General features: G+C 72.1%; 25 protein-coding genes. 12 read left to right on the top strand and 13 right to left on the bottom strand.

Annotation, left to right across the window (positions count from 1 at the left end; translation table 11 throughout):
* Positions 1-40: 40 nt before the first annotated feature.
* Positions 41-883, top strand: a complete 843-nt coding sequence (locus tag ACZ6B8_RS26245; protein WP_471608855.1) for a TioE family transcriptional regulator — start codon at positions 41-43, stop codon at positions 881-883.
* 73 nt (positions 884-956) lie between these two features.
* Here the strand turns inward: ACZ6B8_RS26245 and ACZ6B8_RS26240 are convergent, their stop codons facing one another.
* A complete protein-coding gene (locus ACZ6B8_RS26240; protein WP_471070972.1) occupies positions 957-1,286 on the bottom strand; it encodes a DUF952 domain-containing protein in 330 nt (109 codons plus the stop codon).
* Between the two features lie 74 nt (positions 1,287-1,360).
* Positions 1,361-2,233: an ABC transporter substrate-binding protein gene (locus tag ACZ6B8_RS26235; RefSeq protein WP_471608854.1), complete on the bottom strand. Its 873-nt coding sequence runs from the start codon at positions 2,231-2,233 to the stop codon at positions 1,361-1,363.
* Positions 2,234-2,635: 402 nt separating this feature from the next.
* Here ACZ6B8_RS26235 and ACZ6B8_RS26230 point away from each other — a divergent pair, with 402 nt between their 5' ends.
* From ACZ6B8_RS26230 to ACZ6B8_RS26220, 3 genes are all read left to right on the top strand, one after another.
* The gene (locus ACZ6B8_RS26230; RefSeq protein WP_471608853.1) at positions 2,636-3,214 is read left to right on the top strand and encodes an NADPH-dependent FMN reductase; all 579 of its coding nucleotides are present in this window, start codon (positions 2,636-2,638) and stop codon (positions 3,212-3,214) included.
* Between the two features lie 71 nt (positions 3,215-3,285).
* Entirely contained in the window at positions 3,286-4,269 is a 984-nt protein-coding gene (locus tag ACZ6B8_RS26225) for a zinc-binding dehydrogenase (protein ID WP_471608852.1), read from the top strand.
* 167 nt (positions 4,270-4,436) lie between these two features.
* Positions 4,437-4,733, top strand: coding sequence for a DUF1330 domain-containing protein (locus tag ACZ6B8_RS26220; protein WP_471608851.1), 297 nt, complete (start codon positions 4,437-4,439; stop codon positions 4,731-4,733).
* Positions 4,734-4,877: 144 nt separating this feature from the next.
* Here the strand turns inward: ACZ6B8_RS26220 and ACZ6B8_RS26215 are convergent, their stop codons facing one another.
* Together ACZ6B8_RS26215 and ACZ6B8_RS26210 are read right to left on the bottom strand one after the other, a co-directional pair.
* Positions 4,878-5,984 (bottom strand): hypothetical protein, encoded by a 1,107-nt coding sequence (locus ACZ6B8_RS26215; RefSeq protein ID WP_471608850.1) that lies wholly within the window; start codon positions 5,982-5,984, stop codon positions 4,878-4,880.
* Entirely contained in the window at positions 5,984-7,039 is a 1,056-nt protein-coding gene (locus tag ACZ6B8_RS26210; RefSeq protein WP_471608849.1) for a hypothetical protein, read from the bottom strand. The genes ACZ6B8_RS26215 and ACZ6B8_RS26210 overlap by 1 nt, the downstream gene beginning before the upstream one ends.
* A 255-nt stretch (positions 7,040-7,294) precedes the next feature.
* Here ACZ6B8_RS26210 and ACZ6B8_RS26205 point away from each other — a divergent pair, with 255 nt between their 5' ends.
* Positions 7,295-7,714 carry an ATP-binding protein gene (locus tag ACZ6B8_RS26205; RefSeq protein WP_471073413.1) on the top strand — a complete coding sequence of 140 codons (420 nt, stop codon included), beginning with the start codon at positions 7,295-7,297 and terminating at the stop codon, positions 7,712-7,714.
* Between the two features lie 76 nt (positions 7,715-7,790).
* Here ACZ6B8_RS26205 and ACZ6B8_RS26200 read toward each other — a convergent pair whose 3' ends face one another.
* The gene (locus tag ACZ6B8_RS26200) at positions 7,791-8,390 is read right to left on the bottom strand and encodes a TetR/AcrR family transcriptional regulator (protein WP_471608927.1); all 600 of its coding nucleotides are present in this window, start codon (positions 8,388-8,390) and stop codon (positions 7,791-7,793) included.
* A gap of 198 nt (positions 8,391-8,588) precedes the next feature.
* On the opposite strand from ACZ6B8_RS26200, the gene ACZ6B8_RS26195 reads away from it, so the two are divergent.
* Complete coding sequence (locus ACZ6B8_RS26195) at positions 8,589-9,548, top strand: alpha/beta hydrolase family protein (protein WP_471608848.1); 960 nt, start codon at positions 8,589-8,591, stop codon at positions 9,546-9,548.
* Positions 9,549-9,599: 51 nt separating this feature from the next.
* On the opposite strand, the gene ACZ6B8_RS26190 is transcribed toward ACZ6B8_RS26195, so the two are convergent.
* Both ACZ6B8_RS26190 and ACZ6B8_RS26185 read right to left on the bottom strand, forming a co-directional pair.
* The gene (locus ACZ6B8_RS26190) at positions 9,600-10,796 is read right to left on the bottom strand and encodes a PP2C family protein-serine/threonine phosphatase (RefSeq protein WP_471070991.1); all 1,197 of its coding nucleotides are present in this window, start codon (positions 10,794-10,796) and stop codon (positions 9,600-9,602) included.
* A complete protein-coding gene (locus ACZ6B8_RS26185; RefSeq protein WP_471608847.1) occupies positions 10,793-12,403 on the bottom strand; it encodes a sensor histidine kinase in 1,611 nt (536 codons plus the stop codon). The genes ACZ6B8_RS26190 and ACZ6B8_RS26185 overlap by 4 nt, the downstream gene beginning before the upstream one ends.
* 109 nt (positions 12,404-12,512) lie before the next feature.
* Between ACZ6B8_RS26185 and ACZ6B8_RS26180 the strand changes: the two genes are divergently transcribed.
* On the top strand, positions 12,513-13,283 hold the full coding sequence (locus ACZ6B8_RS26180; RefSeq protein ID WP_471608846.1) for a response regulator: 771 nt from the start codon (positions 12,513-12,515) through the stop codon (positions 13,281-13,283).
* Positions 13,284-13,363: 80 nt separating this feature from the next.
* Here the strand turns inward: ACZ6B8_RS26180 and ACZ6B8_RS26175 are convergent, their stop codons facing one another.
* The 4 genes from ACZ6B8_RS26175 to ACZ6B8_RS26160 form a co-directional block, all read right to left on the bottom strand.
* Positions 13,364-13,726, bottom strand: a complete 363-nt coding sequence (locus tag ACZ6B8_RS26175) for a hypothetical protein (RefSeq protein ID WP_471070998.1) — start codon at positions 13,724-13,726, stop codon at positions 13,364-13,366.
* A 40-nt stretch (positions 13,727-13,766) separates the two neighbouring features.
* A complete protein-coding gene (locus ACZ6B8_RS26170) occupies positions 13,767-14,618 on the bottom strand; it encodes an aldo/keto reductase (RefSeq protein ID WP_471608845.1) in 852 nt (283 codons plus the stop codon).
* A gap of 156 nt (positions 14,619-14,774) precedes the next feature.
* A complete protein-coding gene (locus ACZ6B8_RS26165; RefSeq protein WP_471608844.1) occupies positions 14,775-16,016 on the bottom strand; it encodes a serine hydrolase domain-containing protein in 1,242 nt (413 codons plus the stop codon).
* A gap of 257 nt (positions 16,017-16,273) precedes the next feature.
* Positions 16,274-17,086 (bottom strand): maleylpyruvate isomerase N-terminal domain-containing protein, encoded by an 813-nt coding sequence (locus tag ACZ6B8_RS26160; protein WP_471608843.1) that lies wholly within the window; start codon positions 17,084-17,086, stop codon positions 16,274-16,276.
* Between the two features lie 175 nt (positions 17,087-17,261).
* On the opposite strand from ACZ6B8_RS26160, the gene ACZ6B8_RS26155 reads away from it, so the two are divergent.
* Complete coding sequence (locus ACZ6B8_RS26155) at positions 17,262-18,158, top strand: LysR family transcriptional regulator (RefSeq protein WP_471608842.1); 897 nt, start codon at positions 17,262-17,264, stop codon at positions 18,156-18,158.
* 164 nt (positions 18,159-18,322) lie between these two features.
* Here ACZ6B8_RS26155 and ACZ6B8_RS26150 read toward each other — a convergent pair whose 3' ends face one another.
* On the bottom strand, positions 18,323-19,111 hold the full coding sequence (locus ACZ6B8_RS26150) for an SDR family oxidoreductase (RefSeq protein WP_471608841.1): 789 nt from the start codon (positions 19,109-19,111) through the stop codon (positions 18,323-18,325).
* 124 nt (positions 19,112-19,235) lie between these two features.
* A complete protein-coding gene (locus ACZ6B8_RS26145; RefSeq protein ID WP_471608840.1) occupies positions 19,236-20,564 on the bottom strand; it encodes an ROK family protein in 1,329 nt (442 codons plus the stop codon).
* Between the two features lie 173 nt (positions 20,565-20,737).
* Here ACZ6B8_RS26145 and ACZ6B8_RS26140 point away from each other — a divergent pair, with 173 nt between their 5' ends.
* Genes ACZ6B8_RS26140 through ACZ6B8_RS26125 form a run of 4 tightly spaced genes read left to right on the top strand, consistent with a single transcriptional unit; the run spans position 20,738 to position 25,373 of the window.
* Complete coding sequence (locus ACZ6B8_RS26140; RefSeq protein WP_471608839.1) at positions 20,738-22,057, top strand: ABC transporter substrate-binding protein; 1,320 nt, start codon at positions 20,738-20,740, stop codon at positions 22,055-22,057.
* 10 nt (positions 22,058-22,067) lie between these two features.
* Positions 22,068-23,063: a carbohydrate ABC transporter permease gene (locus ACZ6B8_RS26135; protein WP_471071022.1), complete on the top strand. Its 996-nt coding sequence runs from the start codon at positions 22,068-22,070 to the stop codon at positions 23,061-23,063.
* Positions 23,056-23,964 carry a carbohydrate ABC transporter permease gene (locus ACZ6B8_RS26130; protein WP_471608838.1) on the top strand — a complete coding sequence of 303 codons (909 nt, stop codon included), beginning with the start codon at positions 23,056-23,058 and terminating at the stop codon, positions 23,962-23,964. Before ACZ6B8_RS26135 ends, ACZ6B8_RS26130 begins: the two co-directional genes overlap by 8 nt.
* 20 nt (positions 23,965-23,984) lie before the next feature.
* A complete protein-coding gene (locus ACZ6B8_RS26125) occupies positions 23,985-25,373 on the top strand; it encodes a GH1 family beta-glucosidase (protein WP_471608837.1) in 1,389 nt (462 codons plus the stop codon).
* Positions 25,374-25,501 lie beyond the last annotated feature (128 nt).

Raw genomic sequence — 25,501 nt, 5'->3', positions numbered from 1 at the left:
GGTGCCGACCGGCCGGGAGAGCGCCGCCGGGAGGTCACTGATGAGCAGCCAGAGCAGGGGGCTACGGCCGGGGACGGTCGCCCGGGGCTCAGGAGCGGGCAAGGGAGCCCCGCGCGAAGGGCGCGGCAGAGACTCGGCGTCCGGCGCCGGAGCGCTGCGGCCCGTCGATCTGGCGCGCGCGGCCGGTGTCTCGCCGCAGCAGATCCGCAACTACGCCGACGCGGGCATCCTGCCGCCCGCCCCACGCTCCCCCGCCGGGTACCGCAGGTTCGACGCGGGGCACCGGCAGGCCCTGCTCGTCTACCGGGCGCTGGCCCGTGGGTACGGCCCGGGCGCGGCGCGGGAGGTCATGCGGGCCGTGCACGCGGATGACGTGCCGGGGGCGCTCGCTCTACTGGACGCCGGCCATGCGGAGCTGCACGGGCAGCGCGGCTCCCTGCGGGCGACCGGGGAGGCGCTGCGGGCCGTCGCGGAGGACGGGCCGTCCGCCCCGCCCCTGCCCCGCACTCGGCTGCGCATCGGTGAGGTCGCCGCCCACCTCGGCGTGCGCACGTCGGCCCTGCGGGTCTGGGAGGCCGCGGGGCTCCTGACGCCGTCACGCGATCCGGGCACGCACTACCGCTCTTACTTGCCCGCCGATGTCCGCGATGCCCGCATCGTCCACCTGCTCCGGCAGAGCCACCACCTGCTGCCGCAGATCCGTCCGGTCCTCGACGACCTGCGGCGCAGCGGCGGCGTCGACGCGCTCCGCACGGCCCTCGCACAGCGCGAGAGGGCACTGCACGTGCGGGCGCGGGCGATGCTGGAGGGAGCGGCCCAGCTGCACGACTACCTCGCGGACCGGGCCTCGGGAGAGGAGGCGTCGGCCTCCTGCGGTCCCTAGAGTGCCGTCGCGGGAGTGTCCCCGGCGCAGACGGGCGACGACGACCTCCGCGAGACCGTGGCCTTCGGCCCGTTCACGCCGCCGGCCACGGGGACACCTCCGTCACCGCGTCCACCGGCAACGGGCCGTAGATGTGCGGGAATTCGGCACCCCCGGGCTCGGCGGCCTCATAGCGCAGCGGAGCCGTGAGGCGTTCGCTGTCGATGGTGAGGACCACCAGGTCGTCGGGGCCGTCGTAGTCGCCGTAGAGGAACTCGGCGACGCCGCGCAGCTGGGCCGGCGTCGAGCAGTGGATGAAGCCCACTTCGCTCAGCGTCTTCCCGCGCGTCGACATCTCGTACGTCCCCGACTCCCGGGCCGCGTCCCACAGGGCCCGCTCGGTGATGTGCAGCAGTGGCGTCATGGATCAACCGTACGTGCCGCCCGGTGCACATCCGGTGCGGGCTCTCGCTCGGCTCCCTGCCCCGGCGTGCCGGGTCAGGGCCGCAGGGGCTGCGCGGCCTCCAGGGCTTCGGCGACCAGGGTCAGGTATCGGGCGTGCTCCCTTGCGCTGGGCGGCAGTTCGGGATTCCACGGCAGGACGGGGACGCCCGGCCCGAAGGCGTCGCCCAGCACCGCGGCGTTGCTGCGCACGTCGGTCAGGACGATGTCGGGCTCCAGCGCGGCCGCCTCCGCCCAGCCCGTGGTGGACCAGTTGGCGCCCTGTCCCGGCTCCGGGTCCACGAGCCCCACCCCGGCACCGGCGAGCGCGGCGAGGTCCGGCCAGGCGTACGGCCTCGCCAGGTGGACGGAGTCCGGCCCCGCCGGGGAGAGGGCGAGCACGCGCGGCCGCGCGGTGCCGGCGGCGGCGTCCGCCAACCGTCGTTCAGCCGAAGCGAGTTCGGCCTCGGCTTCGGGCTGCGGCGCGGCGCCCAGGCTGCGGGCGAGCGCGGTGAGCCGGTCCCTGATCCCGGCGAAGCTGCGCCCGCCGCCGACGTCGAGCACCACGAACGGCACCTGTTCCTCCAGGTGTTTGGCCGCCTCCGGGTCGATGCCGTACACCTGACCGGTGCCGTAGGTGAGCGCCACGGCCAGATCCGGTCCTGCGGCGAGGAGGGCGTCCAGGTCGAGCGCCGATCCCGCGCCGAAGTAGGGCACGTCCGCGATCGGGAGGCTGCCGGCCTTCGCCGGATCGGGGACGGCCGGATCGTCATGCGCGGAACCGAACAGTCCGGCGAGCTCTATGCCGTGGTCGTGCAGCGCCGCGCCGGTCGGCAGGTAGGCGACCGGCCGGGACGGGCGGCGCGCGGTCCTGACCAGGTGGTTCCGGTCGTCGGTGAACTCCCATTCCCGGGCCGTGTCTTGTGCCATGGTCTCCCACTCCTCCTGCCGTCCCGGGCCGCGGCCCGTCGCGCCGCGGCCGTTGCGGTGCTACCTGCCCGGGCGCACCCCGGAGTACACGGCGACGGCTTCGCGCGCCCCTCGACCGCTCCGTGCACCGCGGGGGCCGGCCTGGGACGTGAATCCGGTGACGTCGTCCTCGCCCCTGTCGCGCGATCCGGCCGGGCTCCTCCCGTCGGCCTAGTCCTCGCGAGGATCCGGCCTAGTCCTTGCGCAGGTACCGATCCCGGTCGTGCGACAGATGTGTCAGCGGGTCACGCCTTCGTAGCTTTCTCGGTGTCGGAGAACAGCGGCCGACGCCCGCAGCAGAGACGCGCAGTCACGCGGGAGCGCGGAAGCACCGCCGCACCCAACCGAGGAGACGGAACAGACATGAGCAGCAGCCAGCAGACCCTCACGGTGGCCGTCGTCGTGGCGAGCACCCGGGAGGGCCGCTTCGCGCCGACCATCGCCGACTGGTTCACCGGACTGGCCGCGCAGCGCCCCGATCTGGAGGTCGACGTGATCGACCTGGCGGAGGCGGGCCTCCCCGACAGACTGTCCGGGGCTCCGGGCCCGGAGGTCACCGACATCACCCGCCGCCTCGACGGTGCCGACGCCTTCGTCGTCATCACCCCCGAGTACAACCACAGCTTCCCGGCCTCGCTGAAGACCCTGATCGACTGGCACTACGCCCAGTGGCGCGCCAAGCCAGTCGGCTTCGTCAGCTACGGCGGGCTGGCGGGCGGCCTGCGCGCCGTCGAGCATCTGCGGCAGGTCTTCGCGGAGCTGCACGCGGTGACGGTGCGCGACACGGTCAGTTTCCACGAGGTGTGGGACCGCTTCGACGCGTCCGGCGCGCCGAAGGACCCCGCGGGAACGGAGGCCGCGGCCAAGACGATGATCGACCAGCTCATCTGGTGGGGCCGCGCCCTGCGCGACGGCAAGGCCGCCCGCCCTTACGCCGCCTGACGCCCCCACGCCTCTCTCTCTCTCTCCCCCCCCCGCATCTCCGTGTTGCACCAGATCAGGAGTCGACCACCATGCATGCCGTACGTCTGCACGCCTTCGGGCCCGCCGAGAACCTCGTGTACGAGCAGGCCCCCGATCCCACCCCGGCGGCCGGGCAGGTACGGATCGCCGTCGAGGCGGCCGGCGTCCACCTGCTCGACACCGCACTGCGCGACGGCGCGGCCGACCAACTCCCCTTCTCTCTTCCCGAGTTGCCGTTCCTTATGGGCCGCGAAGTCGCCGGAGTGATCGACGCGCTCGGCGAGGGGGTCGAGAAGTCCTGGCTGGGGCGGCGCGTCGCCGCGCACCTGGGCCTCGCGGGCGGCGGCTACGCCGACTTCGCCGTACGGGAGGTCGAGGAGCTGCATCCCCTGCCCGACGAGGTCGCGTACGACACGGCGGTCGCCATGGTCGGCACCGGCCGTACCGCACTGGCGATCCTGCACCAGGCCCACTTGACCGCCGACGACGTGGTACTGGTGACGGCCGCGGCGGGTGGCATCGGGACGCTCCTCGTGCAGGCCGCCCGCCATGCCGGCGCGACGGTGGTGGGCGCGGCGGGCGGCGCCGAGAAGGTGGAGCGGGTCGGGGCCCTCGGCGCGGATGTGGCCGTGGACTACGACGATCCCGGGTGGCCCGGGACGGTCCGTGACGCCCTGGGCGGCCGCGAGGTCACGGTGGCACTCGACGGAGTGGGCGGCAGGCAGGGACGCGACGCCCTCGAACTCATCGGTTCCGGCGGGAGGTTGCTGCTGTTCGGCTGGTCGTCGGGAGAGGCCACCGAGCTGTCCGGGAAGGACGTGTACGACCGCATGCTCCAGGTCACGGCCGCGCTCGGGCCCCGTCTTCTCACGGTGCCCGGTGGGCTGCGCGGCGCGCAGGACCGGGCCATCGCGGAGGCCGCGGCAGGGCGCCTGGTTCCCGCGGTGACACGCTTCCCGCTCTGGGAGGCGGCGGCCGCCCACCGGGCGCTGCAGGACAGGGAGACGGTGGGGAAGGTCGTCTTGGTGCCGTAGGGGGAGGGGCAGGTCCGAGGCGGCGTCGGCGCCGGGCCCGCCTCGACCGCTGCCCCACCCCCGCTCGACGCCCGCTCCACACCGTTGCACGACGATGCGGCATGTCCCCTTCTCCGTCGCGGCACGCCATGTCCGCGGCGACCGCGGCCGACCGATCGGAGCTCCGCATGCCTGCGTACGTCATCGTCGACGCCGAGGTCCTGGACATGGAACGGGCCGCCGAGTACCGGACGTTGGCCGAACCGTCCGTGCGGCGGTACGGCGGCCGTTACCTCATCGAAGGCGCCATTCCGGAGGCAGCGGAGGGGGCGTGGCCCGCCTCGCGGATCGTGGCCGTGGTCGAGTTCCCGGACATGGCCCGGCTCAAGGAGTGGTACCACTCGCCCGAGTACACGAAGGCGAGGGCCGTGCGGGACTCGGCGATCGACATGCGTCTGCTGTTCGCCGAAGGGAAGCCGGCCTAGCGGTAGTCGGCCTAGCGATAGTTGGCCTACCGCCCATTGCGGACCGGCCTGCCCTCCCGGCGGCCGTCGTCTGAGGCGCCGGCGGATCGTGGTGCGGGCGCCGCCCCTCCCGTACGCCCCGATCCGCCGGACAGGCCCTCGCTCTCACTCGAACCGCAGGATGCGCGGTGCGAACGTGCCCTCGGGGCCGTCCGCCCTGCCCACCGACCACACCGACTCCGTGCCCGGCACCGGTGCCAGGCGCAGGGTCGAGGACTCGCCCTCCCCCGCCACCGCCGGCTCGCTGTACGGGGTGAACGCCTGCCCGTCCCAGGCGAGGAAGTCCGGCCCTGGCACGATCGGCGGGAAGGTCCCGGGCGCGCCCAGCTTCTGCGAGCGGGCCACCGACACCCAGCCCAGGCCGCCGGACGCGGCGGCCGTCAGAGAGCTGACCGAGCCGAAGTCGGTGGGAACGTCCACGTGGCTCCACGACGTCCCGTCCCAGCGGACCAGCAGCGGCGGGATCGGCTTGCCCGGCGGGCCGCCGACGAACCCGGCCGTGCCGCCCGCCCACACCTCCGTCGGCGAGACCGCGAGGACGCTGCCGACGGACGAGCGGGGGAATCCGTCCACGATCGTCTGCTGCCACGCCTGCCCGTTCCAGTGCGACACGGCGGCGCCCGACGCGGTGTCGCCGGCGGCCCAGACGTCGTCGGCCGCCAAGACGTGCAGTCCGTACACGGACCCCGGCGGCACCGGCACGTCCATCCAGCCGCCCCCGTCCCGGCGCAGCAGTACCTGTGCGCCGCTTCGCGCACCCAGCAGCCAGGTCTCGCCGCCACCGGTGAAGACCTTGGTCAGGACGACACCGGCCGGTGGACGGCTCTCGTGCCAGGCCTTGCCGTCGAAGCGGAGCAGGCGGGCGCCGCCCGCCGTGTCACGTCCCGCCGCCCAGGCCGCGGTGGGTGAGGTGGCGGCGATGGAGAGCAGCTCGCCCTGCCACCGGGTTCCGGGCAGCGCCTGGCGCCGCCAGTTCGCCCCGTCCCAGCGCAGCAGCAGCGGGAAGCCCGGCGCCTCTCGGCCGACGGCGTCGGTGCCCACCGCCCACGCCCGGGCCGGGCCGAACGCCACGGCCTCGTTCAGTCCGGCCTGCGGTCGCACCTGGGCCGGGACCGGGACGTGCCGCCAGGTCCGAGGTTCCGTTGCGGCCGAGGCGAGGACGGTCACGACGGTCATGGCGACGGCGAGGGCCGCGACGAGGAGTCTGCGCATCAAGGTCGGCCTCCCAGCCGCTCGCTCATCAGGTTCGGCTTCGCGCCGTAGATCTCGACGGTGCCGAAGGACAGCAGGGACGTCCCGGTCCTCGCCAGCGCGCGCGGGGCGACGTCGATCGCGTTCGTGCGCTTCGGTCCGTACGAGAAGGTGGCGCGGTCACCGTCGAGGCGCGCGTACCGGGACCGGAAGGCGCGGTCGCTGCGCACCGGCAGCCACAGCGCGCCGTCCGGGCCGCGCACCATGGCCTCGGTGTAGGTGTCGCCCAGCGGCGGGCGGTCGGTGCGCCAGGCGCGTCCGTCCCAGGTCATCAGGTACGTGCGGGCCGAGCCGTCCACGTACTGGCTGCCCCCGATCGTGGCCCGTCCCCCGGGTTCGAGCAGGATCGTGTGCACGTTGCTGTCGGACGGCAGCGGCACCTCCGCGTCCCGCCACGCCGTGCCGTCCCAGCGCAGGACCGTGGGCCCGGTGTCGGTGTCGGCCCACGCCCAGGCGTCGCTCGCCGTGCGTGCGGTGATCCCCATCAGGTACAGCACACCGTCCGGCGTCGACTGGGTCGTCCAGCCGGAACCGTCGTAGTGCAGCACCTTCAGGCCGGTGTCGTCCTCCCCGACCACCCATGCGGCACCCGGCACCGCGGCGAAGTCCTGGTAGGTCCACAGGGTCCGCGGCAGCGGGACGGTGCTCCACGCGCCCGCCGACCGGCGCAGGATCTCCCCCTCCCCCGCGCGGTTGTGGAGGACCCACATCTCGTCGCCGACGAACTGCACCCTGCCGAGCCAGCCCGGCTCACCGGCCCCCGGGAAGCTCGTGTCCCGGCTCCACGCCGTGCCGTTCCACCGGTACAGCATCGGCAGCAGGCCGTCGGCGGCGTGCTCGTACCCCGTCGCCCAGGCCTCCCCCGGATCGCGGGCGGCCAGGTCGGACACGGTCACGGGCGGGGCGGCCGCGGGCACCGGGAGCGCCGCCCAACCGGGGGTCGCGGCGACGGCCGGCGACACCGAGGCGGTGCAGGCGAGCACGAGGCAGACGATGACCGCACGGAGACCGTTCACGAGACCCCCCAGAACGCGCCGGTACGCGAGAGTCGCACAGGCTATTGGCGTTCACACGCGATGAACAGGGCCGCATCCGGCCGATGAGGGCGGCGGACGGGGCTGCGCCGAAGGAGGGAGAAGATTCCTGAAAATCACCTCGCGTCGGCACTACTGCTTCGGCTATTTCCGGGTAGGCGGGCTCCTGTGAAACAGGAGTACGTGGGTGACGAGGCCGTCTGTGACCGGGCGGCGGGCGAGGGCGACCGGGAGTCGCTGGTGAGCGAGTTCCTATCGGTGTCTGCGGCGTTCGAGGACAGCGAGGAGATCGGCGCCGCCCGCGATCTGGCCCGCGGCTTCCTGACGGACGTGCAGTCCGCGCACGGTCTTCCCGTGTCCGGCCGGGCGGTCGGCATGGTGGAGCTGGTGGTCAGCGAGCTGGTGACCAACGCCCGCAAGTACGCGCCGGGCCCGTCGCTGCTGACCCTGGACGCGCGGGGCGGCACCGTCGAGGTGAGCGTGTGGGACAGCAGCACGGCGCTGCCCCTGATCCTGCCGCCGGATCCGAGCCGGGTGGGACAGCACGGGCTCGAGATCGTCATGGCCCTGTGCCAGAGCTTCTCGGTGCACCGCGAGCCCGTGGGCAAGCGGATCACCGCGGTGATCGCGCTGACGGAGAACCCCGGCTGGTCCTGACCGCGGCCAACGACACCAACACACGGCGAGGCTCGGCAGAAGTACCCGCGCCGGCACGTGCTGCCGCACGTCGGTGTCAGGACGCCTGGAGCCCCCGGAGGAGCAGGGCGATCAGGCGGCGCGGATCGTAACGGGGATCGTTGTCACGCCCGACGCAGAGATTGCCGATCCCGCGCATCAGCTCGTAGGGCTGCGTCCCGGACCGGATGTCACCGGACTCGACCGCCGCGTCGAGCAGTTGGGCACACACGGGCAGCAGCCGGTCGAGGAAGTAGGCGTGCAGCGCGGCGAAGCGGTCGCTGTCGGACTGCAGGGCGTCGGCGAGTCCGTGCTTGGTGACCAGGAAGTCCACGAAGAGATCGATCCACTGGCGGAGCGCGTCGAACGGTGAGTCCGCGTCCGCCAGCAGGCCCGGACCGGCCTCTGCGCACGCCTCGATCTGATGGCGGTAGACGGCGGTGACGAGATCCGCCCGGGTCGGGAAGTGCCGGTAGATCGTCGCCATTCCGACACCCGCCCGGGCCGCGATCTGCCGGATCGGCGCGTCCACCCCGGCGGTGACGAACACCTCCGCGGCGGCCTCCAGCACCGTCTGCCGGTTCCGCTGGGCATCCGCCCGCTTGCCTCGGGGCGGGGTCGGCCCCGTAGCGCTCTCGCCCGCAGCCTCCTGGGCCACAGCTTCCGCACGGCCATCGGCGGCCACCGCCCACCTCTTCCACATCCACGTCGATTGACAAAGCGGAACAGCGCTCCGGATACTAAGTGGAGCGGCGTTCCGTTTCAGCTTAGCCGAAACGGAACCCCCTGTCCGCCGTGCCCGCCACCGGTCCAGGAGACCGGAAGGCGGCAGGCGTCACCCAAAGGGAGCCACCTCGTGAGCACATCCACCCTTGCCGATCTCCAGAACACGACCGTTCCGGTGCTGTCCTTCGGCCCGGTCGTCCTACCCGTCCCCGGGCGCCCCGTCGACCTCCAGCTGCGCGTCACCGCGCCCGCGACCGGATCCGGCCTGCCCGTCATCCTCCTCTCGCACGGCCACGGACCCTCGAACCACCTCTCCTCGCTGCACGGCTACGCTCCCCTCGCCGACCGCTGGGCGGCTCATGGATTCGTCGTCATCCAGCCCACCCACCTCACCTCGCGCACCCTGACCGAGCGGGTCGCCGACGCCCCCGGCGCGCCCGTCTTCTGGCGCTCCCGCGCCCAGGACATGAGCGACATCCTCGACCGGCTCGACGTCGTCGAGAACGCCGTGCCCCAGCTCGCCGGCCGCGTCGACCCCGACAAGGTCGCCCTCGCCGGGCATTCGCTCGGCGGCTTCACCGCCTCCCTCCTCCTGGGCGCCGGTGTCACCGACCCCGAGACGGGGCAACTGGTGCGTCTCGCGGAGCCCCGCATCAAGGCGGGTGTACTGCTCGCCCCGCCCGGCAGGGGCGGCGACGTCTACAACGGACCCGTGGCCGCGCAGTGGCCGGTCATCGGGGCCGTCGACTTCTCCACCATGACCACGCCCGCGCTGGTCGTCACCGGCGACAAGGACGACCCCCGGCACTTCACGGACATGGGGCCGGACTGGCACGCCGACCCCTACACCCTCGCGCCGGGCCCCAAGACCCTGCTCACCCTGTTCGACGCGGAGCACGGACTCGGCGGGATCTCCGGATACGACGCCGCCGAGACCACCGACGAGAACCCCGCACGCGTGGCCGCCGTCGCCCGGCTCACCGCGGCCTACCTGCACACCCGGCTCCACCCCGGCGCGCCGACCTGGCCGACCGCGGCCCAGGCGCTGACCACCGGACCCGAGGCGGTGGGCCGGGTCGAGTCCAAGTAGCCCCGCCCCGGCGGCAGTCGGGCCCGGCCACTCCGGCCCGGTCGGACCGGGTCACGCACGCCGGCCGGGCTGGCTCCCCCAGTCCAGGCGGAGCACCGCGAGGTCGTCGGAGTGCCGCCCCGCGTTCAGCGCGTTCGTCTCCTCGATGAGCAGATCGACGTGGGCGGCCGGGTCCGCCGTCGGCAGGTTCCCGATCAGCGTCAGCAAGCCGTCCACGCCGAGCCGCTCGCCGGTGGCGCCGTTGTGCCCCTCGGTGAGGCCGTCGGTGTAGAGGGTCAGGGCGCCGGAGGCCGGCAGCGGGACGACCGTGGAGGGCCACTTGCGCAGACCGGGGACGACACCCAGGGCGATGCCGTGCGCGGCCGCCAGCTCCTGGGTCCCGTCTCCCGTGGTGAGCAGGGGCTCGTGGTGACCGGCCAGGTGGAGGGTGGCGGTGGCGGCGCTCTGGTCGAGGGTGAGGATCGTGCACGTGGCGAACAGGTTCTGGCTGCCGCGCTCCGCGATGAGGATGCGTTCCATCAGGTGCAGCAGATCGTTGCCGCGGTGCCCGCCGAGCACCAGCGAGCGCCAGGCGATGCGCAGGAAGACGCCCAGCGCCGCCGCGTCGGGACCGTGCCCGCTGACGTCGCCGACGACGGCGTGCAGCAGCCCGTCGTCCCCCTCCACCACGTCGAGGAAGTCCCCGCCGAGCAGGGCCCACGCGGCGCCGGGAAGGTAGCGGGTGGTGACCCTGACCATGGAGGTGTCGAGGATGGGCTGGGGCAGCAGGCCGCGTTCGAGGCGTGCGTTCTCCTCGGCCCGCAGCCGGGCTGCCTGGGCCTCGGAGTTCGTCCGCTCGGTCCGGCTGCGGTAGACGGCGTAGCGCACCGTGCGGTGCAGCAGGTCCCCGTCGACCTTCCCCTTGACGAGATAGTCCTGCGCCCCGGCGGTCATCGCCTCGGCGCCCGCCTTGGCCTCGGACAGCCCGGTCAGGACGATGACCGCGGTGTGCGGGGCGAGACCCCGGACCGAGGTGACGGCGTCGACGCCCGACACGTCGGGCAGGTGGAGGTCGAGGAGAATGCAGTCGACCGCCCCGCCGGCCAGGTCCGCGCGGGCCTCGTCCAACGTCGTACGGACAGTCAGCTCGAACCGGAGCCCGGTGTCGTAGAGGAGTTCCTCGACGAGCAGGGCGTCCCCCTGGTCGTCCTCGATCAGCAGGATGCGGTACAGCTGCTCGTCCGGAGCGACCGGCACGGCTGCGGTCATCGTGCGGGCTCCGCGTCGGTACGGCGGGTCGCCTCCGGCAGCGTCGAGGGGCCGTGGGTCTCCGGGGGCTCGGGCGCCAGCGTGAAGGTGATGCGGGCGCCCTTGGTGTAGTCCGGGTCGACGTGGATGGTGCCGCCGTGGAACTCCACGATCTTCTTGCACATCGCCAGGCCGATGCCGCTGCCGGAGTAGGTGTCCTTCGTGTGCAGCCGCTGGAAGATCACGAAGACCTTCTCGGCGTACTCCGGTTCGATGCCGATGCCGTTGTCGGTGACGGTGAACCGCCACAACTCGCCTTCCCGGACCGCCGCCACGTGGATCTCCGGTGCCACTCCCGGCCTGCGGAACTTGACGGCGTTGCCGACGAGGTTCTGCCAGAGCATGCCCATCTGGGTGGGGTCGGCGACCAGGGTGGGCAGCGGATCGTGGGTGATCTTCGCGTCGGCCTCCTCGATGGATACGCTCAGCGCGGACAGCGTCCGCTCCAGCACGGTGTCGAGGTCGACGCTCTGGTGGGCGTGGTGCAGCCGGCCCACCCGGGAGAAGTCCAGCAGGTCGTTGATGAGGGTCTGCATGCGGTTCGCCCCGTCGACCGCGAAGTCGATGTACTGGTCGGCCCGGCTGTCGAGCTGTCCCGCGTAACGGCGCTGCAGGAGCTGGGTGAAGCTGGAGACCTTGCGCAGCGGCTCCTGGAGGTCGTGCGAGGCCACGTAGGCGAACTGCTCCAGCTCGGCGTTGGAGCGCTGCAGGTCCGCGGCCTGCGCGTCGAGGCGCAGCCGCGCCTCCTCGCTGAAGGCCAGTTCCCGCACCAGGCGTCGGCGCATGAAGTCGATCTCGCCGCTGAGCTGCCGCAGGTCGGCGGGGCCGGTCGGGGTGATGGGGTGGTCGAAGTCGCCGGCGGCGATGGTCCTGGCCTCGGTGCCGAGCTGTTCGAGCGGCCGGTTGATGCCGCGGCGCAGCCCCTCGAAGACGAGCGCGGTCAGCAGCAGGATGAGCAGCGCGATGGCGGAGAACACCCAGTTGCGCAGGGTGGTGGTGGCCATCAGCTCGTCCCTGGCCTCGGCACGCTCCGCGCGCAGCCGCTTCTGCTGCCGGTCCAGGGCAACCCGGACGCGGTCGAAGGACTCCTTGCCCTCCGTCGCCCGGTCGGTGGCCAACTGGGACGGCGAACCGGAGGGTTCGGCGGCGACCGGCCGGGCGATCCTCTTCTGCCAGCTCGCCACGGCCTCCTGGACGGCCTTCAGGTCCTTCTCGCCCTCGGTGTCGCCCTCCAGCAGGGTCTCGAGCCGGCGGGCGTTCTCGCGCTGCTCGGTGACCCCGCGCCGGTAGGGGTCGATGAAGGCGGGCGTCCCGGTGAGGCCGTACCCCCGTATGCCGGTCTCCTGGTTGAGGATGGCCGCCTCGAGGCGGATCGCGGTCGTCAGCGTGGGCGAGCGCACGTCCACCAGATCCTTGCTGATGTCCGCGGTACGCGCCAGAACCCATGCGCCTGTCACGCCGAGCAGCGTCAGCACCACCAGGGACGCGGCGACGCCCACGCGGAGCCACCTGCGGGTCGTCCACGCAGAAAGCGTCCGCACGCCTGATTGCCTTTCCTCGCCGGTCATCCTGTGGACTCCTTGTTGCGAAAGCCGCGTTGCAGAGTGCGGCCCGCACACTCTAAAGGCTGACAACACTTGTTGTCGCCAGTGGTCATGAAGACCTAGAGTGCCTGACATGTCAGGCAAGCACTTCGAGTTGCGGGCGACGCCGCAAGAGACGGCCGCCATCGCGGACACGGCGGTCGGCGACGTCGCGCAGCGCCTCGCCTGGCAGTTGCTGGACGGCCCCGCACAGATCGCGTCGGACGACCCGGCACAGGCTCTGTTGCTGCTCCATGTGCTGGACCAGCTTCAGCAGGCCACTGAGCGACTCCAGCGGGAGGCGGCCGGGGCCGCCGCCCAAGCGGGCGCCGGATACCCCCAGATCGGCGCCGCCTGTGGCATGACCCGCCAAGGCGCACGACGCCGCTGGCCGGGGCTCTTCAACCACTCCAACGAGAAACGCACGGAGCGTTCAATGATGACGACCCCCGCCCGCCCCTTCGACGTCCTGCTCGTCGAGGACGACGTCGCCGACGCGATGCTCATCGAGGAAGCCCTCTCCGAGCGCGGGGCCCGCAACCTGGTTCAGGTCACCGACGGGGTCGCCGCGCTGGAGCACCTGCGCACCCCGGGCACCCCGCGCCCCGACCTCATCGTCCTCGACCTGAACATGCCGAGGATGAACGGCCGGGACCTGCTGAAGGTGCTCAAGGCCGACGAGAACCTGCAGAGCATCCCCGTGGTCGTGCTCACCACGTCCACCGCCCCGGAGGACGTGACGGGCGCGTACAGCAGCCACGCCAACGCGTACGTGACCAAGCCGGTTAACCTCGAGGAGTTCGAGACGGCCGTCCAGAGCATCGACGCCTTCTACCTCGACACGGCGACGCGCCCCCGCGCCTGAACAGCCGTCCGGCACGACGACGGGGCGGCCGCGGATCCTTCCGCGGCCGCCCCGTCGTCGTGCGCTGCCCCTGCTCTCGCTTACTCCTCGCTCTCGTCGCTCTCCTCGTGCTCGAAGTGCAGGGCGATGGACCGGAGCACGTCCGCCGACGACACCTCCGTGTGCCCCTCGTCATGGACCTCGGCCAGCTGGGCGAAGGAGAGGGCGAAGGCGGAGGTGATCTGCTCGATGACGGGTCCCAGCTCCTGCCCCACCACCGCCGCCACTTCGATGGGGGTCGCCTCGGAGGGGATCTCGATGCGTGGCAGCATCTCCTCGAGCATCGCGCCCACCGCGCCACTGTTCTCGATCTCGCCGTCCGGATTCTCGCGGGCCTGGCGGCGCATTTCCATCGCCTCGGTCAGGATGCCGACGACTCGTTGCATGATCTCGCGCTGCTCCATACCTCGAAGCCTAAACGCTGGCGGAACACCGATGGCCGGTTCAGCCGTCCATGCGTCGCCCGGCGAGTTGGGCGACCATCTCCGGGTCGTGGTGGTCGAAGAACAGTGACCGCCCGGTGTCGAGGGTGCTGATCTGGGCCATCTGATGGTCGGAGAGCTCGAAGTCGAAGACGTCGATGTTCTGCGCCATGCGCTCCGCGCGGACCGACTTGGGGATCGCGACGATGCCGCGCTGGGTCAGCCAGCGCAGGACGACCTGTGCGACGGACTTCCCGTACTGCCGGCCGATCTCCCGCAGCAGCGGGGTGGCGAACAGGCCGTTCCTGCCCTCGGCGAAGCCGCCCCACGACTGGAGCTGGACGCCGTGCTCGCGCATGAGGTGGTGATCCGCGGAGCGCTGGAAGAAGGGGTGGGTCTCGATCTGGTCGACCGCGGGCGTGATGTCGTTGTTGAGGATGAGGTCGAGCAGCCGGTCGGGGTAGAAGTTCGCGACGCCGATGGCCCGGACCCGGCCCTCGCGCACGAGGGCCTCCATGGCGCGCCACTGCCCGTACACGTCCCCGTAGGGCTGGTGCATCAGGTACAGGTCGAGGTGGTCGAGGCCCAGCCGGCCCAGTGAGGTGTCGAAGGCGCGGCGGGTGTTCTCCTCGGCGGGGGCGTCCTGGACCCACAGCTTGGTGGTGACGAACAGGTCCTCGCGCGGGATGCCGCTGGCTTTGATCGCCCGTCCCACGGCCGCTTCGTTGCCGTAGGCCGCGGCGGTGTCCAGCAGCCGGTAGCCGGTGGCGAGGGCCTCGGAGACAGCCTTCTCGGTCTCCTCCGGCGGGATCTGGTAGACGCCGAATCCGAGGATCGGCATCTCGACGCCGTTGTTCAGGGTGACGTGCTGCATGAGCCTTCCTTCGGTGCCGGGGCAGGCATGCCGGGCTTCGGTGCCGGGGCAGGTGTGCCGGCGGTCCCTCGACCACTCACGGATCCACTGTGACCCGCGCCCCCGGCGCGCGCTCGCCCAGACGGCCGACCGGGCGCGGGCGGCCCTGCGGCACGCTCACTTCCGCGCGCACAGCGCGTCGTCGACGAGCTGGTCGGTGCGGGTGTCGCGGTCTTCCGACGCCAGGTTGGTGGAGCGCATCACGACGACGCCGCGCCTGCCCTTGTCGACGAAGCCGTTGGAGTTCAGGTGGCCGAGGGTGGTGCCGCCGTGCCCCCAGTAGCCGCCTCCGCAGCTGAGCTGCGTCCAGAAGATGCCGAGGCCCATCCGCTGGACCAGTTCGCTGCTGTCGTCGGGGGCGGGCACGGTGTCGAGCATCTGCGCCATCTGCCGGGGCGCGAGCAGCTCGCCGCCGAGGAGAGCCCGCCAGAAGCGGGTCAGGTCATGGGTGGTGGTCACGAGATCACCCGCGGAGCCGCCCCAGGTCATGCTCACCTCGGTGCTGTCGACCAGCCGGCCGCCGGGCTTGAACTGCTGGTAGCCCTTGGCGTGCGGCCGGGGCAGGCCGGTACGCGTGCCCGCGGAGAAGGTGTGCCGGAGACCGAGGGGCTCGATGATCCGTCGGCGGACCTCGTCGCTCCAGGCGTGCCCCGTCGCCTTCTCGATGATCATCCCGGCCAGTATGTAGTTGGTGTTGGAGTACCCCCAGCCCTTGCCGGGCTCGAAGAGGGGCCGGTGCCGCAGCGCCATGTCGACGAGATCACGCGGCTCGAAGCGGTCGAAGCGGTGCTTCTGGAACTCCTTCTCGTCGGTGATGGGCAGGTCGTCGTCGTAGTCGGGCAGACCGCTGGTGTGCTGGAGCAGCTGCCGTACGGTGATGCGACCGCCGTCGTTGCCGTTGCCCTCGACCACCCCGGGCAGCCACCGGTCGACGGTGTCGTCGAGCCGGATGCGGCCCTCGGCGACCAGTTGCAGCACGACGGTGGAGACGAACGTCTTCGTGTTGCTGCCCATCCGGAAGTAGCCCTGGCGCGGTATCGGGCGGCCGGTGCCGCGTTCGGCGCTGCCGCTGCGTGCGGACGTGCGCCGGCCGCCGTCCACGACGGTCGCCTCGGCGCCGACCACCCCGTCCTTGCGGACGATGTCGTCCAGGCCCCGCTGGAGCTCCGCGCGGCCGTACCCTCCACCCGGGCCGGTGTCCGACCGGGCCCAGGCACCGGAGACCGGCATCGCCAGCGTCGCCGCGACGGCGATCGCCGTGACCGATCCGAGGGCGACCCGGCGTCGTACGGGGGCGGTCCGGGGGCGGACGGCGGTGGTGCCGTCGGCGCGGGGTACGGAGCTTCGCGGCTGCGTCATGGCGGGTTCCTCACATCGCTGGAAGGTGCGCGGCATCCGCCAACCCAGCGTGTTTCAGGCCGCGTTGGAGGGCGGTGCGCGAGCGGTCGACCGTGCGGCCGCCTGGAGATCATTGACCCATGCGGGAGCGGCGGACGGCCATGGAGGAACCCCCCTGAGGGGCGCTACGGGTAACCCCACCCTCGGTGGACGGGCGGGCGTGGGAACAGCGGGCGAGGCGGGAGCCGGGAGGAGTGGGCGCGGGTCTCCGGCCCGGGTCAGCCCCTCAGCCAGTCCCCGGCACCCCAGACCCACTCCGTGAACAGCTTCTCGTCCCCCAGGACCTCGATGCCGTCAGCGGCGGTCGCGCTGCGGCGCCGGTAGAGGAGGAGCAGCAGGTCGGCGAGGGTGCCGCGGACGGCGGTGGTCGCCTTCTCGTGGGCGTGGGACCAGGTGACCGGCTCCTCGGTGAGGTCGATCAGCCACTCCCCCGTCCCCTCGGGTGCGTCCGTCGCGTGCAGATGGAGCGTGCGGCCGGGGCCGAGCAGCGCGCGGTGCGCCTCCTCGGACGCGTAGGCCTGGGGCAGGGTGCTGAACTCCATCCACTCGTCGAGGCCGTCCAGCGCGACGTCCGCGGTCAGCGTGAACGTGCCGCCCACCGCGGCCGTGGCGTCGAAGCGGTGCACGACGGTTTCGTACGTCATCCGGCGGGCCCAGAAGAGCGGGGTGCCGCCCGGGGCGACGGTCCACACCTTGACCTCGGGCCCCGCCTCCCGCAGCGTCTCCGCGAACTGGGCGGCGCCTTCGGTGAGCCAGGCGGACAGCGCGGGGATGTCGTCGTCCGCCTCGGGAGTGACGGCGTTGACCTGCTCGTCGGAGACGGGTTCGGTGGCGCGGGTCCGCACCACCGTCTCGGCCCAGCGGTGCGCGCCGCCCACGTGGCGCAGCAGATGGGCGAGGGTCCAGCCGGGGCATCCCGGGACGGGCGCGGTGGCCTCGGCGCCGGCGACGGCGGAGGTCAGCAGGGCGGTCTGGTCGATGATTCGGTCGGCGTAGCGGTCGTGGACCGCGGCGGGGCTCGGACGCGTCATGACGTCACGGTAGACCACGTATGGCGGCGTACCGGGCGCGTTCCAGCGGCAGTTGAGGCGCACCGCCGACGGTTCGCGGATGTGCCGCCGGGACGCCCGGCGGCGGCGACTTATCATGACGACGTTGGCGCAGGGGCATCGCAGGGTCACTGCATCGAGACGAGCGGGGAGCCCGATGAGCCTTCGTCAGTACGAGTACGCCCTGGCTGTCGCCGAGGCGGGCTCGGTGACGGCCGCGGCCGAGCTGCTGCACGTCGCCCAGCCGTCGATGTCCCAGCAGATCCGCGGCCTGGAGCGGGAGCTCGGTGTGCAGTTGTTCGCCCGTACACCGACGGGCCTCGTGCCCACCGTGGTCGGCCGGGCGTTCCTGCGCGAGGCACAGGTCGCGGTGAGCGCGTCGCGCCGGGCGCGGGCCACGGCGCGGGCCGGGGCCGACGAGCTGACGGGCGAGCTGACGGTCGCGGTGCAGATGGGCTTCGGCACGCGGCAACTGCCGGGCGCGCTCGCGGCGCTGCGGCGACGCTACCCGCGGCTGGAGGTCACCGTCTTCGAGGAGCAGAGCTCCGCCGAGCTGGACCGGCTCTGCGCCAAGGGTGTGCTGGACCTCGCCCTGATGGCGGCGTGCGAGCGGACCCCCGCCGACGCCCACCGGCTGGGCGCGGAGGAGTTCGTGGTGGTGCTGGGGGCCGGGCACGCGCAGCTCGCCGCGGACCGGGTCGAGCTGCGCGAGCTGGACGGTGAGCCGTGGGTGCGGTTCGACCGCGACAGCGCGCTCGACGGTGTCATGCTCAGCGTGTTGCGGGACAACGCTCTCGCCCCGGTCACGGCCGCCCGTGTCTCCCAGACGGCCACCGCCGTGCGCTGGGCGGCCCACGGGCTCGGGGTGACGTTGGTCCCGGCCTCCGCGGTGCCGCAGGGGCACGAGCACCTCGTGCGTCCGACGTCGCCGTCGGTGTCCCAGCCCGTCATCGCCGTACTCCGGCAGGAGGCGGGCCCGGCGGAGACGGCGCTGCTCGAACTCCTCCGGCAGGAGACCTGGACCGATTCCACTGCCCTCTCTTCGGCGTCCTGACGGACGAAAGGTGAGCGGGCGCCGCCGCCTTCTTCCCCTCGTTCATTGGAATTCCGAGCCGCCATGACCACATCCGGAAATCTGGAGTCGGTCGACCGGACGAGGAATAACGGACGAGGAATACAGAGTCGTTTCGGCGACGCCCATCACCCTCTCCTTCCCGTTCACCCCCTGGGGAATTCACCCCCGTCCACCACGAGGTTGCTCGCCGTCAGCCAGCTCGCCCGGTCGGACACCAGGAACAGCACCGCCTGGGCGATGTCCTCCGGTAGTCCGTCGCGCCCGAGCGGCGTGCTGTCGTCGGCATTGGTCATGACCGGCCCCCCGCCCATGCGCGCGGACACCTCCGCCCACTTCTCCCGCGTCTCCTCGCCGCCGGGCGTGGCGGTCCTGCCCGGCGACACCGTGTTGACCCGGATGCCGAACGGGGCCAGCTCAAGGGCCAGTCCCTTGCTGTAGTTCTCCAGGGCCGCCTTCGCCGCCGTGTAGTGCAGGAACGGACCCGGCGGGGCGAGGACCGCGGCCGAGGACACATGGATGATCGCCCCGGACCGCCGCTCCCGCATCCCCGGCGCGAGCAGGGCGTCCAGCCGCACCGCCGCCAGGTAGTTCAGGTCCAGCGCGTCCTGCCACTCCTCGTCCGGGATGGCCACGGCGCCCTCGTGCGGCCGCGCTCCGCCCGCGTTGTGCACGACGATGTCGATGCCGCCGAGCTTCTCCTGGGCGGCCGCGGCGAGCGCCTCCACGCCGCTCCGTGTCCCGACGTCGGCCTTCACGAAGGCGGCCCCCTCCGGCAGCGTGCCCGCCTCCGACCTCGCGGTCGTGAGCACCTCGGCGCCGGCGTCGAGAAGATGGCGCACGACCGCGGCGCCGATTCCGCGCGTGCCGCCCGTGACCAGGGCCCGCTTTCCCGCGAGTTCCCGCCTACCCGTAACGCTTTCCATTGTGGTCATGCCACCGGCCCTCTCAATTCCGTATGTGTTCCCGTAACGATGTATTGACGGTACGTCCGGGAAAGAGGGCGCGACAAAGACGTAGATTCAGCAGGGGGTATAGAGAGGGCCTATGGCAGAGGGCTCAGCGCGCCCCCCGCCCTTCCAGCACCGCCTGCCAGCCCGGCACCCCGGCCACCGAGGACTCCGTCCGGGCCGCATCGGTCCGCCGACGGCCGCCCCGGGTGAAGAAGTCGGCCAGCGGGAGCGTCGCCGCGCCCACCGTGACCGCGTCCGGGCCGAGTTGCCCCAGCGTGACGGTGGCGCGGGCGGCGGGGTGGCGCAGCGAGTACGCCTCGGCGTACCGCCTGATCGCGGGCAGCAGATGCGGGCCCAGTTGGAGCCCGGCCCAGCCGCCGACGAGTACACGCTCCGGGCCGAAGAGGTTGACGAGGTCGGAGATGCCGGCGCCGAGGTACTCGGCGGTCTCGTCGAGGACGGCCGCGGCGACCGGGTCCGGTGCCGTGCCGTCCTGCGGGTGCGCCGCAGCGAGCAGGGCGCTCAGCGCCGTCTCCTCGTCCGCGCCCGCCGGCACCCTGCCGCCCTCTTCCCGCCACCGCGCCAGGAGCGCCTCGGCTCCGGCGTACGCCTCCAGGCAGCCCCGCGCCCCGCAGCGGCAGCGCCGACCGCGGACGCTGACGGTCAAGTGGCCCCACTCGGCGGGCCCGCCGCGCGCACCGCCATGGATCACCCCGCCGGTGACGACGCAGGCGCCGACGCCGGAGCCGATCAGCACGATCGCCGCGTCCTGCGCCCCGCGTCCGCCGCCGAACCACATCTCGGCCTGACCGAGGGCCCGGGCACCGTTGTCGACGAAGTAGGCGGTGTCGGCGTGGAGTGGGATCGTCTCGCGCAGCATCCGTTCCAGCGGGACGGCGTCCCAGCCGATGGTCTGGCCGTGCACCACGGTGCCGCCCGCGTCGTCACGGTCGACGATGCCGGGCACGCCGACGCCCACGCCGATCAACGAGCCGTAGGGGGCGTCGACTTCGATGCCCGCCTCCGTCGCGACCTGCGCCACGCCCTCGCCGATGTGGCGGACGATGGTCTCCACGTCATAGCCGCTGTCGGTCAACGGACGTTCGGTGCGGGCCAGTTCGGTGAGGGCCAGGTCGAACGCCTCCACGCGGACCCGGGTCTCCCCGACATCCACACCGATGAGGCGTCCGCTCGACGGCGCGACGCGGAGCAGGGTGCGCGGGCGGCCGCCGTCGGACTCGACGCTGCCCGCCTCCTCCAGGATGCCGTCCGCGGTGAGTTCGGCGACGACGTTGCTCACGGAACCCGAACTGAGTCCGGTCGCGGGCCCGAGCGCCTGACGGCTCATCGGGCCGTCGAAATACAACCGTTGCAGTACCGAGGCGCGGTTGCCCACGCGCAGGTCGCGCACCGTTCTGCTGCTCCGCTCGGCCATGTGGCTCCTCTCCGTCCGGCAACATACCCGTGCGCCACCTCTTGACGCGACTATCTCTCAGGTTTTAACTCACGTCCTAAATTAAGCCGTGAATCCGTTCGGACGCCGAACTCGGCGCGCTCACCTGCCCGTTCTCAATCCCTGTCATCCACCACGAAAGGGACGGATCCGCCATGCGCAGATTCCGAGCCGTGGCAGCCCTTGCCACCGTGACCGCTCTCACCGGTGCCGCCCTCACGGCCTGCGGGGGCGGCACCAGCGGCGGCGAGGGCAGCAATGCCTCGCCCAAGACCCTCACGTACTGGGCCTCCAACCAAGGTCCGAGCGTCTCCGCGGACAAGAAGATCCTCACTCCCGAGCTGAAGAAGTTCGAGGAGGAGACGGGGATCAAGGTCAAGCTGGAGGTGGTCCCCTGGTCCGACCTGCTCAACCGGATCCTGGCGGCGACCACGTCGGGCCAGGGCCCCGACGTCCTCAACATCGGCAACACCTGGTCGTCGTCGCTCCAGGCCAGCGGCGCGCTGCTGCCCTGGGACGCCGAGAACTTCAAGGCGATCGGGGGCCGGGACCGCTTCGTCGACGCGGCCCTCGGCTCGACCGGCGCCGCGGGCAAGGACCCGGCGGCGGTGCCGCTGTACTCGCTGTCGTACGCCCTCTATTACAACAAGGCGATGTTCAAGGAAGCGGGCATCAGCAAGCCGCCGGCCACCTGGGACGAGCTGGTCGCCGCCGGCAAGAAGCTCTCCAGGGGCGGCAAGTGGGCGCTGGGGGCCGAGGGTTCGAACCTCGTGAACAACATCCACCAGGCCTTCGCCCTCGGCAAGCAGCACGGCGCCGACTTCTTCGACGCGCAGGGCAAGCCGACGTTCACCTCGCACGGTGCGGTGGCCGCGGTGAAGCAGTACGTCGACTTCATGGCCAAGGACAAGATCATCGCGCCGGGCAACGCCGAGTACGCGCAGAACCAGTCGTTGCGGGACTTCGCCCAGGGCAGGACGGCGATGGTGCTCTGGCAGGCCGCGGCGACCACCTTCGCCGCGCAGGGCATGAAGCCCGACGAGTGGGGCGTCGCGCCGGTCCCCGTGGAGTCGGGCAAGCCCGGCGCGGACCGGCAGGTCAACTCGATGGTCGCGGGCATCAACATGGCCGTCTTCAAGAACTCCGACAACCTCGACGGCGCCCGCAAGTTCGTGAAGTTCATGACGAGCGACGCCGAACAGGCCCTGCTCAACAAGGCGTACGGATCCATACCGCCGGTCAAGACCGCGCAGCGGGACGCCGCCTTCGACCGGGCCGACACGGCCGTGCTGCGCGACACCCTGCGCAAGAGCGCGGCCCCGCTGCCGCAGGTGCCCAACGAGTCGCAGTTCGAGACGACGGTGGGCACGGCCATCAAGGCGCTGTTCGCCGACGCGGCGGCCGGCAGGCCGGTCACCACGGCGTCCGTGACGGCCGAACTGACCAAGGCCCAGCAGCAGATGCCCAAGAGCTGAGAGCGGTGCCATGACCACGCTCACCACTCCCCCCACGGCCGAGGAGGGCGCCGCGCCGCCCTCCGGCCGGCGCCCGAAGCGCCCACGGCTGCCCGACCGGCTGCGCCGCGTCTCGCTCCCCTACCTCCTGCTGCTTCCCGCGCTGCTCCTCGAACTCATCGTCCATCTGGTGCCGATGGGCGTCGGCATCGTGATGAGCTTCAAGGAGCTCACCCAGTTCTTCATCCGCGACTGGGGCTCCGCGCCGTGGAGCGGCCTGGACAACTACGAGATGGCGGTGGACTTCGACGCCCCGGTCGGCGAGGCGCTGCTGCACTCGTTCTTCGTCACCGTGGCGTTCACCGTCCTGTCCGTGGGCCTCTGTTGGCTCATCGGCACGGCGGCCGCCGTCTTCATGCAGGAGAACTTCCGCGGCCGCGGCCTGCTGCGGGCCGTCTTCCTCACGCCGTACGCCCTGCCCGTGTACGCCGCCGTCATCACCTGGTCGTTCATGTTCCAGCGGGACACGGGGCTGATCAACCACGTCGTGCACGACCAACTGGGGCTCACCGACAGCCCGCCGTTCTGGCTGATCGGCGACAACAGCTTCGTCGCGCTGCTGACCGTGTCGGTGTGGAAGGGCTGGCCGTTCGCCTTCCTGATCGTCATGGCGGGGCTGCAGAACATCCCCAAGGAGCTGTACGAGGCGGCGTCGATCGACGGCGCCGGGAGGTGGCAGCAAGTGCGGCGCATCACGCTGCCGTCGCTGCGCCCGGTGAACCAGGTGCTCGTCCTGGTGCTGTTCCTGTGGACGTTCAACGACTTCAACACGCCGTACGTGCTGTTCGGCAAGTCGGCGCCCGAGGCGGCGGACCTCATCTCCATCCACATCTACCAGTCGTCGTTCGTCACCTGGAACTTCGGTACGGGCTCCGCCATGTCGGTCCTGTTGCTGCTCTTCCTGCTCCTGGTGACGGCCGGCTATCTGCTCGTCACCTCGCGGGGAAGGAAGACCGCCGATGTCTGAGTCCCTGAAGACGCGGGCTCCGTCCGTGCCGCGGGCCCCGTCCCTCCCGGCGCGCTCCCCGAGCGCGCCGCCCCGCTCCTTCCTCTGGGCGCGGCGCGTCTTCCTGACGCTGCTGACCGGGTTCGTGCTGCTTCCGGTGTACGTGATGGTGAGCAGCTCGCTGAAGCCGCTGCAGGACGTGTCGGGGTCGTTCCGCTGGATGCCCAGCGGGTTCACCGTGCGGCCGTACTTCGACATCTGGAAGACGGTGCCGCTGGCGGACTACTTCGTGAACTCGCTGATCGTGGCCGGCGCGGCGACGCTGTGCTCGGTGGTCGTCGCGGTGTTCGCGGCGTACGCGGTGAGCCGGTACCGCTTCCGCGGCAAGCGGGTGTTCACGGTGACCGTCCTGTCGACGCAGATGTTCCCCGGCATCCTCTTCCTGCTGCCGCTGTTCCTCATCTACGTCAACGTCGGCGACGCCACCGGCATCGCCCTGTTCGGCTCGCGGGCCGGACTCATCCTCACCTACCTCACGTTCTCCCTGCCGTTCTCCATCTGGATGCTGATCGGCTACTTCGACTCGGTGCCGCGGGAGCTGGACGAGGCGGCGCTGGTCGACGGGTGCGGGCCGCTGGGCGCGCTCTTCCGCGTCGTGGTGCCCGCCGCGATCCCCGGCATCGTCGCCGTCGCCGTCTACGCCTTCATGACCGCCTGGGGAGAAGTGCTCTTCGCCTCTGTCATGACCAACGAGACCACGCGCACGCTCGCGGTGGGCCTGCAGGGCTACGCCACCCAGAACGACGTGTACTGGAACCAGGTCATGGCCGCCTCGCTCGTCGTGAGCGTCCCCGTCGTCGCCGGCTTCCTGCTGCTGCAGCGCTACCTCGTCGCCGGACTCACCGCAGGAGCCGTCAAGTGACCCTCCCCGAAAGGAATTCCGTGACCGACCCCTCCCCCCGCACCGAGCCCTCGCCCCTGGACCTCTCCGCCCTGCCGCAGGACTTCGCGTGGGGCGTGGCCACCTCGGCGTACCAGATCGAGGGGGCCGTCGCCGAGGACGGCAGGGCGCCCTCGATCTGGGACACCTTCTCCCGTGTGCCCGGTGCCATCGACGGCGGGGACACCGGCGACGTGGCCTGCGACCACTACCACCGCTGGCCCGAGGACATCGCGCTGATGCGGGAGCTCGGCGTCGACGCCTACCGCTTCTCTCTCGCCTGGCCGCGCGTGGTGCCGGGCGGCGACGGACCGGTCAACGCGGCGGGCCTCGACTTCTACGACCGGCTCGTCGACGCGCTCCTGGCGGCGGGCATCACCCCGAGCGCGACGGTCTACCACTGGGACCTTCCGCAGGCGCTGCAGGACCGCGGGGGCTGGCCGGAGCGCGAGACCGCCGAGCACTTCGCGACGTACGCCTCGGTGGTCGCCGAGCGGCTCGGCGACCGGGTCGGCCACTGGGCCACGCTCAACGAGCCGCTGTGCTCCGCCTGGATCGGGCACCTGGAGGGCCGCATGGCGCCCGGGCTCACCGATCTGACGGCCGCCGTACGGGCCTCGTACCACCTGCTGCTCGGGCACGGGCTCGCCACGCAGGCGATCCGCGCGGCCGCCCCGGGCGCGCAGGTCGGCATCGTCAACAACCTCTCCCCGGTGCGGCCCGCCTCCGACCGGCCGGAGGACATCGCCGCGGCCCGGCGCGTCGACGGGCACACCAACCGGTGGTGGCTCGACCCGCTGCACGGGCTCGGCTTCCCCGCCGACATGCGTGAGGTGTACGGCGTCGACCTGCCGGAGCGGGCGGGCGACGCGGTGACCATCGCGCAGCCCCTGGACTGGCTGGGCCTCAACTACTACTTCCCGGCCGTGATCGCCCACGACCCGGCGGGCCCGGCGCCGTTCGCCCGCCAGGTGTACCGGCCCGAGGTGCCGCACACCGGCATGGACTGGGAGATCGACGCGGACGGCCTGGAGAACCTGCTGATGCGGCTGACCGAGGAGTACGGCGCACGAAAGCTGTACGTCACCGAGAACGGCTCGGCCTACCCCGACGTGGTCGGCGCCGACGGCACGGTCGACGACAAGGAGCGCACCCAGTACCTGCGCGAGCACCTGGCCGCGTGTGCCCGGGCCGCCCGCCGGGGCGCCCCGCTGGCCGGGTACTTCGCGTGGTCGCTCCTGGACAACTTCGAGTGGGCGTACGGCTACGACAAGCGCTTCGGCCTGGTCCACGTCGACTACGCGACGCAGCGCCGCACGGTGAAGTCCAGCGGCCGCCACTACGCGGACCTCGTCCGGTCCCACCGGCACCGCGCGGCACGGGCGGCCTGAGCCACCACCCGCCTCCGCCGGTCGCTGCCCGGTCCCGTCCACGCGCGGGCCGGGCAGCGTCCTGTGCGGCCGTCCGGTCTGCGTCGTGCTCACACGGTCACCCGGACGCCCCGTTCGACACGCGCGCG

Source organism: Streptomyces sp. NPDC041122, from assembly GCF_055592445.1.
This window is presented reverse-complemented; position numbering and strand designations above follow the sequence as displayed.

Bases quoted from the DNA above. Each gene is read 5' to 3' on its own strand.
- ACZ6B8_RS26245 (WP_471608855.1), top strand. From the start codon at position 41: ATGAGCAGCCAGAGCAGGGGGCTACGGCCGGGGACGGTCGCCCGGGGC.
- ACZ6B8_RS26240 (WP_471070972.1), bottom strand. From the start codon at position 1,286: ATGACGCCACTGCTGCACATCACCGAGCGGGCCCTGTGGGACGCGGCC.
- ACZ6B8_RS26235 (WP_471608854.1), bottom strand. From the start codon at position 2,233: ATGGCACAAGACACGGCCCGGGAATGGGAGTTCACCGACGACCGGAAC.
- ACZ6B8_RS26230 (WP_471608853.1), top strand. From the start codon at position 2,636: ATGAGCAGCAGCCAGCAGACCCTCACGGTGGCCGTCGTCGTGGCGAGC.
- ACZ6B8_RS26225 (WP_471608852.1), top strand. From the start codon at position 3,286: ATGCATGCCGTACGTCTGCACGCCTTCGGGCCCGCCGAGAACCTCGTG.
- ACZ6B8_RS26220 (WP_471608851.1), top strand. From the start codon at position 4,437: ATGCCTGCGTACGTCATCGTCGACGCCGAGGTCCTGGACATGGAACGG.
- ACZ6B8_RS26215 (WP_471608850.1), bottom strand. From the start codon at position 5,984: ATGCGCAGACTCCTCGTCGCGGCCCTCGCCGTCGCCATGACCGTCGTG.
- ACZ6B8_RS26190 (WP_471070991.1), bottom strand. From the start codon at position 10,796: ATGACCGCAGCCGTGCCGGTCGCTCCGGACGAGCAGCTGTACCGCATC.
- ACZ6B8_RS26185 (WP_471608847.1), bottom strand. From the start codon at position 12,403: ATGACCGGCGAGGAAAGGCAATCAGGCGTGCGGACGCTTTCTGCGTGG.
- ACZ6B8_RS26180 (WP_471608846.1), top strand. From the start codon at position 12,513: ATGTCAGGCAAGCACTTCGAGTTGCGGGCGACGCCGCAAGAGACGGCC.
- ACZ6B8_RS26175 (WP_471070998.1), bottom strand. From the start codon at position 13,726: ATGGAGCAGCGCGAGATCATGCAACGAGTCGTCGGCATCCTGACCGAG.
- ACZ6B8_RS26170 (WP_471608845.1), bottom strand. From the start codon at position 14,618: ATGCAGCACGTCACCCTGAACAACGGCGTCGAGATGCCGATCCTCGGA.
- ACZ6B8_RS26165 (WP_471608844.1), bottom strand. From the start codon at position 16,016: ATGACGCAGCCGCGAAGCTCCGTACCCCGCGCCGACGGCACCACCGCC.
- ACZ6B8_RS26160 (WP_471608843.1), bottom strand. From the start codon at position 17,086: ATGACGCGTCCGAGCCCCGCCGCGGTCCACGACCGCTACGCCGACCGA.
- ACZ6B8_RS26155 (WP_471608842.1), top strand. From the start codon at position 17,262: ATGAGCCTTCGTCAGTACGAGTACGCCCTGGCTGTCGCCGAGGCGGGC.
- ACZ6B8_RS26150 (WP_471608841.1), bottom strand. From the start codon at position 19,111: ATGACCACAATGGAAAGCGTTACGGGTAGGCGGGAACTCGCGGGAAAG.
- ACZ6B8_RS26145 (WP_471608840.1), bottom strand. From the start codon at position 20,564: ATGGCCGAGCGGAGCAGCAGAACGGTGCGCGACCTGCGCGTGGGCAAC.
- ACZ6B8_RS26140 (WP_471608839.1), top strand. From the start codon at position 20,738: ATGCGCAGATTCCGAGCCGTGGCAGCCCTTGCCACCGTGACCGCTCTC.
- ACZ6B8_RS26135 (WP_471071022.1), top strand. From the start codon at position 22,068: ATGACCACGCTCACCACTCCCCCCACGGCCGAGGAGGGCGCCGCGCCG.
- ACZ6B8_RS26130 (WP_471608838.1), top strand. From the start codon at position 23,056: ATGTCTGAGTCCCTGAAGACGCGGGCTCCGTCCGTGCCGCGGGCCCCG.